Origin of the sequence: Bacteroides sp. L008 (genome assembly GCF_040812255.1) — a bacterium.
GTDB lineage: Bacteria > Bacteroidota > Bacteroidia > Bacteroidales > Bacteroidaceae > Bacteroides > Bacteroides vicugnae.
Genome location: NZ_JBFNXO010000001.1, coordinates 2,159,355 through 2,175,380, shown reverse-complemented (window position 1 = coordinate 2,175,380; position 16,026 = coordinate 2,159,355). Strand labels below are relative to the sequence as shown.

Below are 16,026 nucleotides of genomic sequence, written 5' to 3'. Positions count from 1 at the left end.
GTGAATCATATATTTATGAAGAAAAGAATTATTTTTTGTGCTGCTGTATTTATGGTGGCTGTGGCGAACACTTTCGCTTGCACTAACCTGATTGTCGGAAAGAATGCGTCTGCCGATGGCTCGACAATCGTTTCCTATTCTGCCGACTCGTATGGCCTGTTCGGAGAACTTTATCATTATCCGGCTGCTACCTACCCGAAGGGAACGATGTTGAAAGTATATGAATGGGATACCGGCAAGTATCTGGGAGAAATAGAGCAGGCACGTCAGACTTACAATGTAGTCGGTAATATGAATGAATATCAGGTTACGATTGGTGAGACTACTTTCGGTGGACGTCCGGAACTGGCGGATTCTACAGGGATTATTGATTACGGAAGTTTGATTTATATTGGTTTGCAACGTTCGCGTACTGCCCGTGAAGCAATTAAAATCATGACCGATTTAGTGCAGCAATACGGTTATTATAGCGAAGGAGAGTCTTTTACTATTGCCGATCCCAATGAAATCTGGATCATGGAAATGATTGGTAAAGGTCCCGGAATCCGTGGAGCTGTTTGGGTAGCTGTACGTGTACCCGACGACTGCATCTCGGCTCATGCCAATCAGTCACGTATTCACCAGTTTGATATGAATGACAAGGAGAACTGTATGTACTCTCCGGATGTTGTTTCTTTTGCCCGTGAGAAGGGATATTTTAATGGAGTAAACAAAGATTTTAGCTTTTCGCTAGCCTACGCACCTCTTGATTTTGGTGCCCGCCGTTTCTGTGAGGCACGTGTGTGGAGCTATTTTAATAAGTTCACGGATAACGGAAAAGATTATCTTCCTTATATTGAGGGAAAGACCGATACTCCGATGCCTCTTTTTGTGAAACCGAAACAAAAACTGTCTGTACAGGATGTGAAAGATATGATGCGTGACCACTATGAAGGTACGCCTCTTGATATTTCCAATGATTTCGGAGCAGGTCCTTATAAGACGCCATATCGCCTCTCTCCTCTGAACTTCAAGGTAGACGACAAGGAATATTTCAACGAACGTCCCATTTCCACTCAACAAAGCGGATTTGTATTTGTTGCACAAATGCGTGCTCATAAGCCGGACCCGATAGGTGGTGTACTTTGGTTTGGCGTGGATGATGCTAACATGGCGGTATTTACTCCGGTCTATTGCTGTGCAACGAAAGCTCCGGTATGCTATACCCGTGTGGGCGGAGCCGATTATATTACATTCTCCTGGAATTCAGCTTTCTGGATTTTTAACTGGGTATCTAATATGGTCTATCCGCGTTATGATTTGATGATCGGTGATGTACGGGAAGCGCAGAAAGAAATGGAAACGACTTTCAACAATGCGCAGGAAGGCATTGAAGAGATGGCTGCCAAACTGTTGGCTAAAGATAAGAACGCAGCAGTAGATTTTCTGACAAATTATACAAACATGACTGCACAGAGCACTTTCGATACTTGGAAACAATTAGGTACATTCTTGATTGTGAAGTATAATGATGGAGTAGTGAAGCGTGTTAAAGATGGTAAGTTTGAGCGTAATTCTATCGGACAACCTGCCGGTGTGATCCGTCCCGGATATCCGAAAGAATTCTTGCAAGAATATGTCAAACAGACCGGTGATAGATATTTGGTGAAATAAGAATTGAATAACTAGGATTTGTAAACTTATTATTTTATATTTGTGTGCTCAAGAAATTGATAATAAATAATTCATTAACCAATAAATAACAATCGAAATGGAAAATCAGGAACTTATTAAACAGGTCACTGAAAAAGCCGAAAAATGGCTGACCCCGGCTTATGATGCTGAAACCCAAGCTGAAGTGAAACGCATGTTGGAAAACGATGATAAAACCGAACTTATTGAAGCTTTCTACAAAGACCTTGAATTTGGTACTGGTGGTCTGCGTGGTATCATGGGAGTTGGGAGTAATCGTATGAATATCTATACGGTAGGTGCTGCCACTCAAGGACTTTCCAACTATCTGAAGAAGAACTTCAAGGAGCTGCCGCAGATTTCTGTAGTAGTAGGTCACGACTGCCGTAACAACAGCCGTTTGTTTGCAGAGACTTCCGCTAATATTTTCTCTGCCAACGGCATTAAAGTATATCTGTTTGATGATATGCGTCCGACTCCGGAAATGTCTTTTGCTATCCGTCACCTCGGTTGCCAGAGCGGTATCATTCTGACTGCTTCTCACAATCCGAAAGAATACAACGGTTACAAGGCATATTGGGATGACGGTGCACAAGTGTTGGCCCCGCATGATAAAGGTATCATTGACGAAGTGAACGCCATTGCTTCTGCTGCTGACATTAAATTCCAGGGAAATCCTGATTTGATTCAGATTATCGGTGAGGACATTGATAAGATTTATCTGGATATGGTGAAAACAGTTTCTATTGATCCGGCAGCTATCGCCCGTCACAAAGATATGAAGATTGTCTATACTCCGATTCACGGTACAGGTATGATGTTGATTCCGCGTGCATTGAAGATGTGGGGATTCGAAAACGTATTTACTGTGCCCGAACAGATGATTAAGGATGGTAATTTCCCGACTGTCGTATCTCCGAACCCGGAAAATGCGGAAGCTCTTTCCATGGCTGTAAACCTTGCCAAAGAAATTGATGCTGACCTCGTTATGGCTTCCGATCCGGATGCCGACCGTGTGGGTATCGCTTGTAAGGATGACAAGGGCGAATGGGTACTGATTAATGGTAACCAGACTTGTATGATGTACCTTTATTATATTCTGACACAGTACAAACAACTGGGTAAGATTAAAGGGGGCGAGTTCTGTGTGAAGACAATCGTTACTACCGAACTTATCAAGAAAATCGCTGATAAGAACAACATCGAAATGCTTGACTGCTACACCGGATTTAAGTGGATTGCCCGTGAAATCCGTCTGCGTGAAGGCAAACAGAAATATATCGGTGGTGGTGAAGAAAGCTACGGATTCCTTGCTGAAGACTTCGTGCGCGATAAAGATGCTGTATCCGCTTGCTGTCTGATTGCTGAAGTTGCTGCATGGGCAAAAGATAATGGCAAATCTTTGTATCAGTTGTTGCTTGATATCTACGTAGAATATGGATTCTCTAAAGAGTTTACTGTAAACGTAGTGAAACCGGGTAAGAGCGGTGCTGAAGAAATCAAAGCAATGATGGAAAACTTCCGTGCTAATCCTCCGAAAGAATTGGGTGGCTCTAAAGTGATCTTGAGCAAAGATTATAAGACTCTGAAACAGACAGACGATAAAGGTAACGTAACTGTAATTGATATGCCGGAACCCTCTAACGTTCTTCAATATTTCACAGAAGACGGTAGCAAAGTTTCCGTTCGTCCTTCAGGTACAGAACCGAAGATTAAGTTCTATATGGAAGTTCAGGGTGAAATGGGATGCCGCAACTGTTATGCTTCTGCCGAGTCTGCCGCCATGGAAAAGATTGAAGCAGTGAAGAAATCATTGGGTATCTGATTTTGTCTCTTCTGAAATTGCAGACATAGATCATAAAAAGATAAAGATTAAAATAGCGCCTCCATCGTCTTTTGAAGATTGTGGAGGCGCTTCTTTTTCTCTGTACATAGCCCTGATTCTGCCTATTTTTGGGCATTTTCCCTCATTTGGCACAGTTCTTTCATTTCCTTTGCATTCTTTAAGCTCACTTGCTAATCCTTCTTGCGAGAATCTTGTTGTATTGGCATCATCTCAATTTCAACAGGCAGGCTGCGGATATACACATGTTTTGTTGATGCTTTAGAGTGATACGTTCAGTTTCATATTCGTAAGTTGTTCGTTTGTAGTTGTGTGTATTTCGTAGCCTGCTTTTCTTCATCTTATTTCTTGGTTCCTATCCAAGTCCATTTATGCCATATCTCCATAAAAAACGGTAACCGAAGTCTTTTCCTTTTAATTGCAGGTTGTGCGACTGGATAAAGAAAGTGAATCCAAAAAGCAGAGCAAATATGGCATAAGATTTTCCGGCAAGCAGTGAGAAGGTTGTATTAAATACTCCCTCATCCAAAACAGTGAGCCATTCGGGAGAACTTTCCGGATAAACAGGGAAAATGAAATGTTCCAGATTATGTACTAAGAGAATCGCCATTACAGCAAATCCTCTAAGAGCATCCACTACTTCGATTCGGGGTGTTTTGGGTGATAATTCCATGGGGTTGATTTATGATTATTAGTTCAATACATCTTCATTTGGATGTTCAATCCACCAATCGATCATCTTTCGTGCAAGGCTAAGTTTTCTGGGAAGTTCGGGTAGATTATCTCTTGTGTAAAAGTCTCCCGAACTCAATTCTTCATCTTGGAGTGTGATTTCCCCTCCGGCATAATCCGCAATAAATCCGACCATTAGACCGCTGGGATAAGGCCAGGGCTGGTTGCCGAAATAAGTGATATTCTTTACGTCCAGTCCGGTTTCTTCTTTCACTTCACGTGCTACACATTCTTCTAATGTTTCTCCGGTTTCCAGGAATCCGGCAACGAGGCTATTGAATGTTCCTTTAAAATTGCGGGCATGCACTAAGAGTAGTGAGTCTTTTTTTCTCACTAATACCAGAATCGCTGTGGATATGGAAGGATATACTTCCCGACCGCATTTCGGGCAACGTTTCATAATAGATTCTTTCTGTTCCATCAGCGTGCCGCAGGCGGAACAGAAGCGGCTGTTTCTATCCCAATGCAGAATCTCATGCGCTTTTCCTGCAGTCTGATAATGAGACAAAGGGAGATATTCATAAGAGGCGCGAAGTCCTATCATTGTCCATTGCTCCGATTCTTCAATGGGAGAGGAGAGGGAGAAAGCTTTGCAGTTTCTACCTTCCAATGTGGTGATATTATGTACTGTTGTTTTTTCTTTCATAATGATAGGAGAACTTTCTCCATATGGGACGGCATACTTACCATCCCCTTTTTTCTCAAGAAGCAGTTGATCTTTATAAAAGATAAACCACCATGATTGTGCTGTCTGATCCATTTTATTCCAATTCTTTTCTTTGCGCTGCGAAGTTATAAAAAACTAGGTTGATATGTAGACTTACCGGATAAAATATCAATAGACTAGCTTAATAAAATACGTTGCTCGATACCGATTTCCTGAATGAAATAATCGTCGTGTGAGATTACAATTACAGTACCCGTATAGTTCTTGATGGTAGCAGTAATGATTTCAATACTCTGTATATCCAGATTGTTGGTCGGTTCATCCAGAATAAACATATCGGGAGTATTATTGCTAATCATCAGGCAGCAGAAAGCAAGACGCATTTTCTCACCGCCGCTAAGTTTCCGGCAGGATTTATCCCATTCGGAAGCAGGGAATAAATAACGGTTCAGAATGGTCTTTATTTCATGCTCCGGCAGGTTCCGGTTATTGAAAGCGTAAGCCTGTTCCAGAATACTGTTCCGGTTGTCGATGATAGAATATTCCTGATTCAGATAAACATAGGTAAATTCCATTCGCGTCAGGTTTCCTTCCTGTGGCTGGAACTGTCCGGTGATTAGCTTCAAAAGAGTTGTTTTCCCACTGCCGTTGGCCCCTTCTATACGGAGGCGGTCTCCACTCTTTAGTTGGAAGCTGATAGGGGTTTGCCAGAGTTGCTGTTTGAAATCGCTATTGTCCTGAATATCATTACTGTCCGGACTGGGATGGTTACCTGTATCAGCAAGATTTGCTTCATTATTCATCTGAATATGACTGTTGATTGAATTGGGATGATAACCGAAGTTAATCTCTTTTGCTGTCACCAATATCTTTCCGGTGTGGAGCGAGGAACTATTAAAATCGGTTTTTAATGTAGCGGTTGGGGAGAGCGAACTTCGAAGCTGGTTGCGTTCGTCTGTTAACTTCTCGGCTTTCTCCTGATGGGTGCTGTTAAGTTTGCTGGTACTCTTTTCTGATTTTCCTTGAAGCGCATTGAGCACAATACGAGGAACTCCTTTTTTAATATGATTCTTTTCTCCACGCACATTTTGTTTGTCCCTGCGTTCGGCCGTTTCGCGTGCCACTTTGCGGGCAATGCGCAGTGCCTTCTCTTTTTCTTCAATACGTTGCTGCAATGCTTCCTGCATCAGCGTTTTTTGTTCTTTATAGAATTCATAATTTCCTCCATAGTAATTGATTTGATGCTTTTCCAGTTCGCATATTTCGGGGAGAAGATTAAGCAGAGTGCGGTCATGACTTACAACTAACAGTGTGGAGCGGCATTTCTCTACCCAGTCGTATAAACGTTGTCTGCCGGAAGAATCGAGGTGATTGGTCGGTTCATCCATAAGTATGACAGGTGGGTGATGGATGTCCATACCTGCCAGAAATACACGGGTCTTTTCACCTCCGCTAAGCAAATTCATCGGGTAAGATAGAGTAAACTGTCCTAGCCCCCATAAATCGAGAGCGGCAATGGAACGTTCTTCAATATTCCAGTCATCATCCAGGACGACGAAATTTTCGTTTGAGGCATCTCCTGACAAGATAGCATGTAGGGCTTGTTGCTTACGCTCTATCCGGAGTGCCTGGGCGATGGTTAATGAATCATATTGCCCGAAATGTTGCGGGATATAATATAGCTCATCCGGACGGACAATGACACCGGAAGAGGATGAAAGTTGACCGGCAATAATTTGCAGCAAAGTAGATTTGCCGCAGCCATTGTTACCGACTAATCCCAGTTTTTGGCCTTTGCTGATGGCGAAATTGAGATCACTGAATAATACTTCTTTATCCGGATGGATATAGCTGATTTGTTGAATACTTATAGACATAATGATCTATTGGGTTTGAGGTTGGAAATAGCGTGAAGGAAAATCACAGGATAGGGGAACGACAAACACAATACTGGCTAAACAACACGGATTTCGTGATGCTTAACAAAATAGAAAAAGCATATAAGAAAAGTGATGTTTACTTAGAAGTGTTGTCTTACTTACTAATTCTCATTGCGGTAGGTATATAGTTTAACTTGGTTGCAAAGATAACACTTTCTGTTAGATTTCACTCTATTGAGGTGGAAAAAGAATAAGATTCATTTATTTAGAGGCTCTGTTTGCCTCATTCAGAGCCTCTGATTACTCCAAATACAGCCTCTGTTTGTCTTGTTCAGAGGCTGTATTTTAGGAGTGATTTATATTCTGCCTTATTCTTATACATCAAATAGTTGATTTAATCCCTCACTCATACTGGGATGTGTGAAGATAAAATCACGTAAGAATGTAGACGGTTGTCCCGTTTTCATAGCCATAGCTACGGTATTGATGATTTCCGAAGCATCGGCACAAAATAGTGTACAGCCCATAATTTTCCCGTTATGATTATTGATGATGGCTTTTAACATACCATCTGTCTGCTGTAGTGTACGGGTGCGGACGATGGAAGTAGCCGGTAGCCGGGAAACCTTAAATGAGTATCCTCTTTTTAACGCCTCTTCTTCACTGATTCCGATATGTGCCAACGGTGGATCAATAAATACTGCATACTGAACTGGATCACGGTCTCCGATATCACGTTTCTTATCACCGAAGAGCTGGTCACGGATAATCCGGAAATCATCCAGTGAGACATAAGTAAATTGCGACCCGCCTTTCACATCTCCCATTGCCCATATATGAGGAACAGTGGTACGCAACTGATCGTTTACTATAATAGCTCCGTGCGCATCGACTCCTACGCCTGCTGCTTGCAAATTTAATCCTTCAATCATCGGTTTACGTCCCGTTGCGATGAGAATGGCATCTCCGTCCACATAATAAGGAGTACCGTCGGATACGTCCGAGTAAGTCAGTGTCACTCCGTCACTGGTATCATGGACGGACTGTGCGCGGGTGTTCAGGTGGATTTCAATACCTTTTTTATCCATAACTTCTTTGACGCTGTTTGCAATGTCCCGATCTTCACGAGGCATAAATTTGTTTCCTCCTTCGAGTATCGTCACTTTGCTACCGAATCCGGCATACATAGAAGCAAATTCCAGTCCGATATATCCTCCGCCTATGATAATCAAGTGATGGGGAAGGACGTTTAAATCCAGAAGCGTACTACTGGTATATACATGCTGGCTGTGCTGAATACCGTCTATTGCCGGAATGATAGGAGTAGAGCCAGTATTGATAAATATCTCTTTACCTTGCAGTTCGATGTCCCCTTCCGGAAGCGCTACTTTTATGGTATTGGAAGATACGAAAGAGCCCGTTCCGGTGTAAATAGTTACATTGGGACGCTTGTTTAGTCTTTCGTAATTATCATTTCTAAGAAAAGAGGTGAGACGGTTCTTCCGGCCGATGGCTTGTTTGTACATATTCGCCTGTTTGGGAAAATCGTCATGGTAGAGCAAGGCGGAAACCTCGGCTTCATGCACCAGCATTTTGGTTGGAATACAGGCTATGTTCGGACAGGTTCCTCCATACATCATGTTGGAACGTTCCACGATGGCAACTTGCCATCCGCGGTTGGAAAGTTCGGCAGCCAGGGTCTTTCCTGCCTTGCCGAATCCTATTATTATTGCATCATATTGTTTCATAACTTCTTTTTATTAACGATTCGTATGAGACTATATAACAGTCTGAAAATACGATTTGTTCCGTAATCTCAAGAAGTTAGCACTTTCTGCAAAAGGGGATTAGCTCTTTTTAAGTGTTTTGAGTACGCGTTGTGACGAGTCGGATAATAACACTACGGCACTGGCTAAAATCACAATGTCTTTAATCACCAATCGCCCTGCGCCGGATAGTAATGGGAAGCCGAATTCTCCGCTTCCCAGATCGGGAACCCAGACTTCCGGGGTGGTGGCGAGAAAAGAAAGTGTTCCCAGCGTCATGATAATAGCAAGAGCGTCACCTGCCAGTCCCACTTTCGGGAAAAAGATGCCTAGGAATACCAGTATGCCGATGCTCATAATAAGAGCTCCCAGTCCGTAGGAGAAAGTATAAGTACGGTTTGCTTCGTGCCATGCACGATTCTCCGGGACGAAAGCGCCTTCCACATTTTTATGTTCTTTGTATTCAGGCGCATCTTTAGCATAGAAGAAGCTCATGAAAGGGCTGTTGGCTACGAACGGAACAATCCCGTCGGCTTCATAATGGAAATACTTCAATCCGCCTATCCATACAAATACTACCAAGATGGCCACGCGGATAAATTGGATACCGAAACCTTTTAGACTTGAAGTGAAGGTCAGTAAAGCGATAAATTTCTCTTTCATTTTGTTGGGGTTTTAATGAGTTTATCTAACGTTGCAAAGATCGTTCATTCCCCATACTCCTCAAATAGCAATACTTCCGTATGCCTTATCAATTTTTCCCTTCCTGTGTATTTCTGAATTGTACGGCGCTCTGTCCGGTCATATTTTTGAAGAAACGGCTGAAAGAAGCCTGGTCTTCAAATCCCAGAATATCGGCAATTTCTTTGGCACTTTTGTTGCTGTAAAGCAAAAGGCGTTTGGCTTCCGCTTCCACCCGTTCGTGGATTACCCGGAGTGGTGATGGTAGTTTGCAGGTTGAAAAGATGTTCGATAGTGTCTTGGGAGATTTGTGCAGCATATCGGCATAATCCTGTACTTGCTTCTTCGTCCGGTAATGCTCGTCAACCAAGTTATAGTATTGGCGGACAATCTCGAAACCGGATTCTTTTTCACGGGTGATATTCATGCGATGACGTGCAATGCGGGTACATTGAATGATGAAGCGTTTCAGCAGAATGCGTAGCATCTCTTCCTGCAGGCTGTCGGAAACGGTAAATTCGTTTTCCAGTGCTTCGGTAATGGTGTCGAGCTCTTTGCGTTCTTTTTCATTCAGGGTAAAACGGATCAGGTGAGAAGAACCGTTGAACAGGAAACCGCTACACGACACTTCATGGTCGTTGCCATAGATGCAATAGAAGTTACTGTTGAACAGCAAAGTCAGATATTCACCGTCAATCGATTTAAATTCGAGGTGTTGCAGATGAGTGAGTGAAATCACTTCATCTTTGGTAAGCATCATTTCCTGATGGTCGATTTCTACTGTGATGCTTCCGCTGCGTACCCATATAAATTTATAAAGCCCCTTTTCTTTTTGCAGTGCTTTTTCTGTCAGATAAGAGTCTGTAAGTGCGAGTGTCCCTTTTAGTTTCGTGTGATATTGTTGTAACATAGTTAGTCCTCCATTGCTGATGCGTCAAATGATAGCGGTAGTAGGTCGCTTATACTTTTTACTTCGTAGATACATTCTTTGCCATACAATAGGATACGGATGGGTTGTTTGTAACGCTTTTCCGTTTCCAGAATCACTTGCCGGCAAGCGCCGCAGGGGGGAATCGGTTGGTCGATGAAATCTTTTTCCGTTCGTGCCGCAATGGCAAGAGTGACAACCGGCTGGTCGGGATATTGGGAATTGGCATAGAATAAGGTAGTGCGTTCCGCACAAAGTCCCGATGGATAGGCGGCATTCTCCTGATTGGTTCCTGTCACAACAGTTCCGTTGCCCAATAGCGCAGCGGCACCTACGGAGAAATGGGAATACGGAGAATAACTACGAGCTGTTGCCTCCATGGCAGTCTGCATAAGTGCCCGATCGGCCTCATTCAACTCATCATATTGATATACTTTAATAATAGCGGTAATTGTGAGGTCTCTCATATACGTCAGGGTATTGGTTTCTACAATTAATGTTACAAAGTTAGGAAAGAGATTGATAATCCCAATTATTTTTCGGATTTTTGTGCCATCTAATCTACATCTGAACTAAAATGGAGAATAAACTGTATAGACTTATCTTTTTAACTGTTGTTTTCTTCTTTGCCGTAGGAGTGCAGGCACAGAAACGGAATGCCCGTTACATCGAATATATAAATAAGTATAGTGATCTGGCTGTTGAACAGATGAAGCTTCATAAAATTCCGGCCAGTATCACGTTGGCGCAGGGATTGCTGGAAAGCGGTGCCGGATACAGTCAGTTGGCACGAAAGAGCAACAACCATTTTGGTATTAAGTGTGGAAGTAGTTGGCGGGGGCGTACCGTTCGTCACGATGATGATGCACGCAACGAATGTTTCCGTGCCTATAGCCATCCTCGTGATTCTTACGAAGATCATTCTGACTTCCTTAGAAGAGGTGCCCGTTATGCCTTTCTTTTCAAACTGGATATCACAGACTATAAAGGATGGGCCCGTGGACTGAAAAAAGCTGGATACGCTACAGATCCGTCCTATGCTAACCGTCTGATTACGATTATCGAAGATTATGATCTGTATAAGTATGACCGTAAAGGTGTATACTCGGAACGGAAACTGAGAAAGAATCCTTGGTTGATGAGTCCGCATCAGGTATATATTGCTAATGATATAGCCTATGTTGTAGCCCGCAACGGTGATACCTTTAAAGATTTAGGTAACGAATTTGACATTAGTTGGAAGAAACTGGTGAAGTATAACGATCTGCAGCGCGATTATACGTTAGTAGAGGGAGATATCATCTATCTGAAGAGCAAGAAGAAAAAGGCTTCCAAACCTTATACCGTATACATTGTGAAAGATGGAGATTCTATGCATGGTATCTCTCAAAAATATGGTATCCGCCTCAAAAATCTTTATAAGATGAATCGTAAGGACGGCGAATATGTTCCTGAAATCGGAGATAGATTGCGCCTGCGGTAGGGACACATATAGAGTGTTTTTTTGTTCGCCACCGATGAATAAATCCGGCTTTTTTTCTTTCTTCGTAAAAGTTTTGCATTTCGAAAACTTAATGGTTCATTCATGTGTTATTATTCTTGATAAAACATGATTGTAATATGAGTCTTAACATTGCAAAAAATAATAAGAAACGTGTCGTTATAGTAGGCGGTGGTTTCGGTGGCTTGAAATTGGCTAACAAGCTGAAAAAGTCAGGCTTCCAAGTTGTATTGATAGATAAGAACAACTATCATCAGTTTCCCCCTTTGATTTATCAGGTGGCTTCGGCCGGTATGGAACCAACTTCCATATCTTTCCCTTTTCGTAAAATATTCCAGCGCCGGAAAGATTTCTATTTCCGTATGGCAGAAGTACGTGCCATTTTCCCGGAAAAGAATATGATACAGACTTCCATCGGAAAAGCAGAATATGATTATCTGGTGTTGGCTGCAGGAACTACAACCAACTTTTTCGGTAATAAACATATTGAAGAAGAAGCCATGCCGATGAAAAACGTTTCGGAAGCAATGGGGTTGAGAAATGCTCTTCTTGCGAATCTGGAACGTGCCTTAACTTGCTCAACCAAACAGGAGCAACAAGAGTTGATGAATATCGTTATTGTAGGAGGTGGAGCAACCGGAATAGAGGTAGCCGGAATACTTTCCGAAATGAAGAAATTTGTCCTGCCAAAAGATTATCCTGATATGCCGAGTAGCCTGATGCATATATATCTGATTGAGGCCGGGCCGCGACTGCTTGCCGGAATGTCGGAAGAATCTTCCGCTCATGCCGAACAGTTTCTCCGTGAAATGGGGGTAAATATCCTGTTGAATAAACGTGTTGTGGACTATCGTGACCATAAAGTGGTACTCGAAGATGGTACGGAGATTGCTACGCGCACTTTTATTTGGGTGAGTGGTGTTACCGGAGTGACTATCGGCAACATGGATCCTTCGTTGATAGGACGTGGCGGACGTATTAAAGTTGATTCGTTCAACCGTGTGGAGGGAATGAGCAATGTGTTTGCTATTGGTGACCAATGTATTCAGGTTGCTGATGAAGATTATCCGAACGGACATCCTCAATTGGCGCAAGTCGCTATTCAGCAAGGAGAACTGCTGGCAAAGAATCTGATTCGTATGGAGAAAGGACGGGAAATGAAACCTTTCCATTATCGTAATCTGGGGTCGATGGCGACTGTAGGACGTAATCGTGCCGTGGCAGAGTTTAGTAAAGTAAAAATGCAGGGATGGTTTGCCTGGGTGATGTGGCTGGTTGTTCATCTGCGCTCTATTCTTGGGGTACGTAATAAGGTTATTGTACTCTTGAATTGGGTATGGAATTATTTCACTTACGATCAGTCTATGCGTATGATTGTCTACGCCCGTAAAGCAAAAGAAATTCGTGATCGTGAAAAGCTGGAAGAGACTACGCATTGGGGAAAAGAACAAGTACAAGAGGAAAAGAACCCCTCTATTACATCATCATCCAAGTAGACAGACCTCCTGTCGGCAGGATGATAGATTTTATTCTGAACGGTAAATTCGTACAGGGTGTCCGATATCGGACACCCTTTGTTTTTTGTTATCTTCTATTTATCAATCATTTACGGTTTTGGCACAGATTTGGTATATAAAGTACCGAATTGATACATCATAAAATAGTAAATGATCAGATATGGACAGAGAAATTCCTAAAGAAGTACGTCAAAAAGAACGTAATAAGAAGATAATTCGTTATTCATCCATTGGAGTGGCAAGTATGATTGCCATCGGTGTACTTATATCTGTACTAAGGGCAGGAGTGGAAGCAAAGGATCTTGTCTTTTCCACAGTCGATAAAGGAGTGATCGAGGTAAGTGTCAGTGCTTCCGGTAAGGTTGTCCCTGCCTTTGAGGAAATTATCAATTCTCCGATCAACAGTCGTATTATTGAAGTCTATAAAAAAGGGGGAGATAGCGTAGACGTAGGTACTCCGATTCTGAAACTGGACCTTCAGAGTACGGAAATTGAATATAAAAAGTTGCTGGACGAGGAACAGATGCGTCAGTATAAGCTCGATCAGCTTCGCGTCAATAATCAGACGAAACTTTCCGATATGGCAATGCAGATAAAAGTTTCGGCAATGAAATTGAGCCGGATGAAAGTGGAGTTGAGAAATGAACACTATCTGGACAGTCTCGGTGCAGGAACAACAGACAAGGTACGTCAGGCTGAATTGAGCTATAATGTGGCTCAATTAGAGTACGAACAACTTCAGCAACAATATAAAAATGAGAAGGAAGTAGCTGCTGCCGAACTGAAAGTTCAGGAGCTTGACTTTAATATCTTCCGCAAGAGCCTTTCCGAAAAGAAACGTACGTTGGATGATGCACAAATCCGTTCCCCGCGTAAAGCTATTCTTACCTATATTAATAACCAGATCGGTGCACAGATTTCCGAAGGCGGACAGGTGGCTATCATTTCTGATTTGAGCCATTTTAAAGTGGAAGGTGAGATTGCGGATACGTACGGTGACCGTGTAGCAGCCGGAGGAAAAGCAATTGTTAAGATAGGGAGTGACAAACTGGAAGGGACAGTTAGTAGTGTTACACCACTATCCAAGAATGGTGTGATATCATTTACCGTTCAGTTGAAAGAAGATAATCACCGCCGCTTACGTTCCGGACTAAAGACAGATGTTTATGTGATGAATGCTGTGAAGGAAGATGTAATGCGCGTAGCCAATGGCTCTTTCTATGTGGGACGCGGTGAATATGAACTTTTTGTCTGCAACTCTGATAATGAATTGGTAAAACGTAAAATACAGTTAGGTGATTCTAATTTTGAATATGTAGAAGTGTTGAGCGGATTGCAGCCGGGTGATAAAGTAGTAGTAAGCGATATGAGTGCTTATAAGAACAAGAATAAGTTGAAAATTAAATAAACTAAATACTAGAAGTTATGATAACATTGAACTCTCTTTCTAAGATTTATCGTACGGACGAGATTGAGACGGTAGCATTGGAGAATGTGAATCTTACGGTAGAACGTGGAGAATTTCTAAGTATAATGGGACCTTCCGGATGCGGAAAATCCACCCTGCTGAACATAATGGGATTGCTTGATGCACCTACAATGGGAATGGTGGAAATCAACGGAATACGTACTGAAGGAATGAAAGACAAGGAACTGGCGGTTTTTCGTAATAAAACGCTCGGTTTTGTATTTCAGTCTTTTCACTTGATTAATTCGTTGAACGTGATGGATAATGTAGAACTTCCTTTGCTTTATCGACGTATGGCTGGCAGTGAACGAAAACGGTTGGCACAAGAAGTATTAGAGAAGGTTGGATTGAGCCATCGCATGAATCATTTTCCTACACAACTTTCCGGTGGGCAATGCCAGCGTGTAGCCATTGCCCGTGCTATTATCGGTAATCCCGAAATAATCCTTGCCGATGAGCCGACTGGTAATCTGGATTCAAAGATGGGAGCTGAAGTAATGGAACTGCTTCACCGGTTGAATAAGGAAGACGGACGCACCATCGTGATGGTCACCCATAATGAAGAACAGGCGAAGCAGACTTCACGCACTATTCGTTTTTTCGATGGACGCCAGGTGCAATAGAAATGGCCTCTTACAATTAGAACTAAATAGAAAAATAGATTAATGTATCTTTAAATTAAAAATCATCATGACAAAGAATATTTTTATCGTTGCAATAGCTGCCCTGTTAAGTGTTGCTTTTTGTTCACTATCGGCACAAAATGTGAGTAAAGATTATAATGTGGACGAGTTTTCTGCCATAAACCTGCAATCTGTCGGGAATATTATTTTTACTCAATCGTCAGGATGTGCCTGCCGTCTGGAAGGTCCTTCTGAATTTGTAGAGAAGACAAAGGTAACAGTGAAAAATGGAACTCTGGTTATCTCTTATAAAGATAAAAATGCCAAGAATGTCAAGAATCTGACTTTCTATATCACTGCTCCCGATTTGAGCAAAGTGAAAATAGACGGAGTAGGAAACTTCGATGCAAAAGAAGAACTAAAACTTAAAAATATAGCTTTCGAACTTGATGGAGTAGGTAACTGCAACGTGAAAAGTCTTTATTGCGATGAATTGAAACTTGATGTTGACGGAGTAGGCAATATGAAGCTGAATGTTGATTGCACCACTATCAAGGCCAAAGTGGATGGAGTAGGAAATATCACCGTGTCCGGTAAAGCGGATGCAGCTTTCTTTAAACGGGATGGCGTTGGCAAAATCAATTCCAAAAACCTGAAATGTAAAGACGTAACAAAGAAAGGTTGGAATTTCTAATGTAGAACATTCTTCTGTGAACTCCTGTAAAATCAAATCAAAAAAAGAATAAGAA

13 protein-coding genes and 1 pseudogene are annotated in these 16,026 nt (G+C 42.2%); 7 read left to right on the top strand and 7 right to left on the bottom strand.

Annotation, left to right across the window (positions count from 1 at the left end):
• Nucleotides 1-15: 15 nt before the first annotated feature.
• Entirely contained in the window at nucleotides 16-1,653 is a 1,638-nt protein-coding gene (locus AB3G73_RS08915) for a C69 family dipeptidase (protein WP_234132809.1), read from the top strand.
• Between the two features lie 97 nt (nucleotides 1,654-1,750).
• Nucleotides 1,751-3,496 carry a phospho-sugar mutase gene (locus tag AB3G73_RS08910; RefSeq protein WP_148364817.1) on the top strand — a complete coding sequence of 582 codons (1,746 nt, stop codon included), beginning with the start codon at nucleotides 1,751-1,753 and terminating at the stop codon, nucleotides 3,494-3,496.
• Between the two features lie 397 nt (nucleotides 3,497-3,893).
• Here AB3G73_RS08910 and AB3G73_RS08905 read toward each other — a convergent pair.
• From AB3G73_RS08905 to cdd, 7 genes and pseudogenes are all read right to left on the bottom strand, one after another.
• Nucleotides 3,894-4,187, bottom strand: a pseudogene (locus AB3G73_RS08905) (hypothetical protein); the annotation flags it as partial.
• An 18-nt stretch (nucleotides 4,188-4,205) separates the two neighbouring features.
• Nucleotides 4,206-5,042 carry an NAD(+) diphosphatase gene (gene nudC / locus AB3G73_RS08900; protein WP_342989077.1) on the bottom strand — a complete coding sequence of 279 codons (837 nt, stop codon included), beginning with the start codon at nucleotides 5,040-5,042 and terminating at the stop codon, nucleotides 4,206-4,208.
• A gap of 47 nt (nucleotides 5,043-5,089) precedes the next feature.
• On the bottom strand, nucleotides 5,090-6,790 hold the full coding sequence (locus tag AB3G73_RS08895) for an ABC-F family ATP-binding cassette domain-containing protein (RefSeq protein ID WP_367744556.1): 1,701 nt from the start codon (nucleotides 6,788-6,790) through the stop codon (nucleotides 5,090-5,092).
• 377 nt (nucleotides 6,791-7,167) lie between these two features.
• The gene (locus AB3G73_RS08890) at nucleotides 7,168-8,541 is read right to left on the bottom strand and encodes an FAD-dependent oxidoreductase (RefSeq protein WP_195649421.1); all 1,374 of its coding nucleotides are present in this window, start codon (nucleotides 8,539-8,541) and stop codon (nucleotides 7,168-7,170) included.
• Between the two features lie 99 nt (nucleotides 8,542-8,640).
• A complete protein-coding gene (locus AB3G73_RS08885; RefSeq protein ID WP_320980433.1) occupies nucleotides 8,641-9,222 on the bottom strand; it encodes a DUF417 family protein in 582 nt (193 codons plus the stop codon).
• An 88-nt stretch (nucleotides 9,223-9,310) separates the two neighbouring features.
• Nucleotides 9,311-10,150, bottom strand: a complete 840-nt coding sequence (locus AB3G73_RS08880; RefSeq protein WP_004300715.1) for an AraC family transcriptional regulator — start codon at nucleotides 10,148-10,150, stop codon at nucleotides 9,311-9,313.
• Between the two features lie 2 nt (nucleotides 10,151-10,152).
• Nucleotides 10,153-10,635 (bottom strand): cytidine deaminase, encoded by a 483-nt coding sequence (gene cdd, locus AB3G73_RS08875; RefSeq protein WP_148364822.1) that lies wholly within the window; start codon nucleotides 10,633-10,635, stop codon nucleotides 10,153-10,155.
• 110 nt (nucleotides 10,636-10,745) lie between these two features.
• Between cdd and AB3G73_RS08870 the strand changes: the two genes are divergently transcribed.
• From AB3G73_RS08870 to AB3G73_RS08850, 5 genes are all read left to right on the top strand, one after another.
• A complete protein-coding gene (locus AB3G73_RS08870) occupies nucleotides 10,746-11,651 on the top strand; it encodes a glucosaminidase domain-containing protein (RefSeq protein ID WP_148364823.1) in 906 nt (301 codons plus the stop codon).
• 137 nt (nucleotides 11,652-11,788) lie between these two features.
• Nucleotides 11,789-13,165, top strand: coding sequence for an NAD(P)/FAD-dependent oxidoreductase (locus AB3G73_RS08865; RefSeq protein ID WP_148364824.1), 1,377 nt, complete (start codon nucleotides 11,789-11,791; stop codon nucleotides 13,163-13,165).
• Nucleotides 13,166-13,346: 181 nt separating this feature from the next.
• Nucleotides 13,347-14,594, top strand: a complete 1,248-nt coding sequence (locus AB3G73_RS08860) for an efflux RND transporter periplasmic adaptor subunit (RefSeq protein ID WP_122135840.1) — start codon at nucleotides 13,347-13,349, stop codon at nucleotides 14,592-14,594.
• Nucleotides 14,595-14,611: 17 nt separating this feature from the next.
• Nucleotides 14,612-15,277: an ABC transporter ATP-binding protein gene (locus AB3G73_RS08855; RefSeq protein ID WP_008999908.1), complete on the top strand. Its 666-nt coding sequence runs from the start codon at nucleotides 14,612-14,614 to the stop codon at nucleotides 15,275-15,277.
• Nucleotides 15,278-15,344: 67 nt separating this feature from the next.
• Nucleotides 15,345-15,971, top strand: coding sequence for a DUF2807 domain-containing protein (locus tag AB3G73_RS08850; protein ID WP_148364826.1), 627 nt, complete (start codon nucleotides 15,345-15,347; stop codon nucleotides 15,969-15,971).
• Nucleotides 15,972-16,026 lie beyond the last annotated feature (55 nt).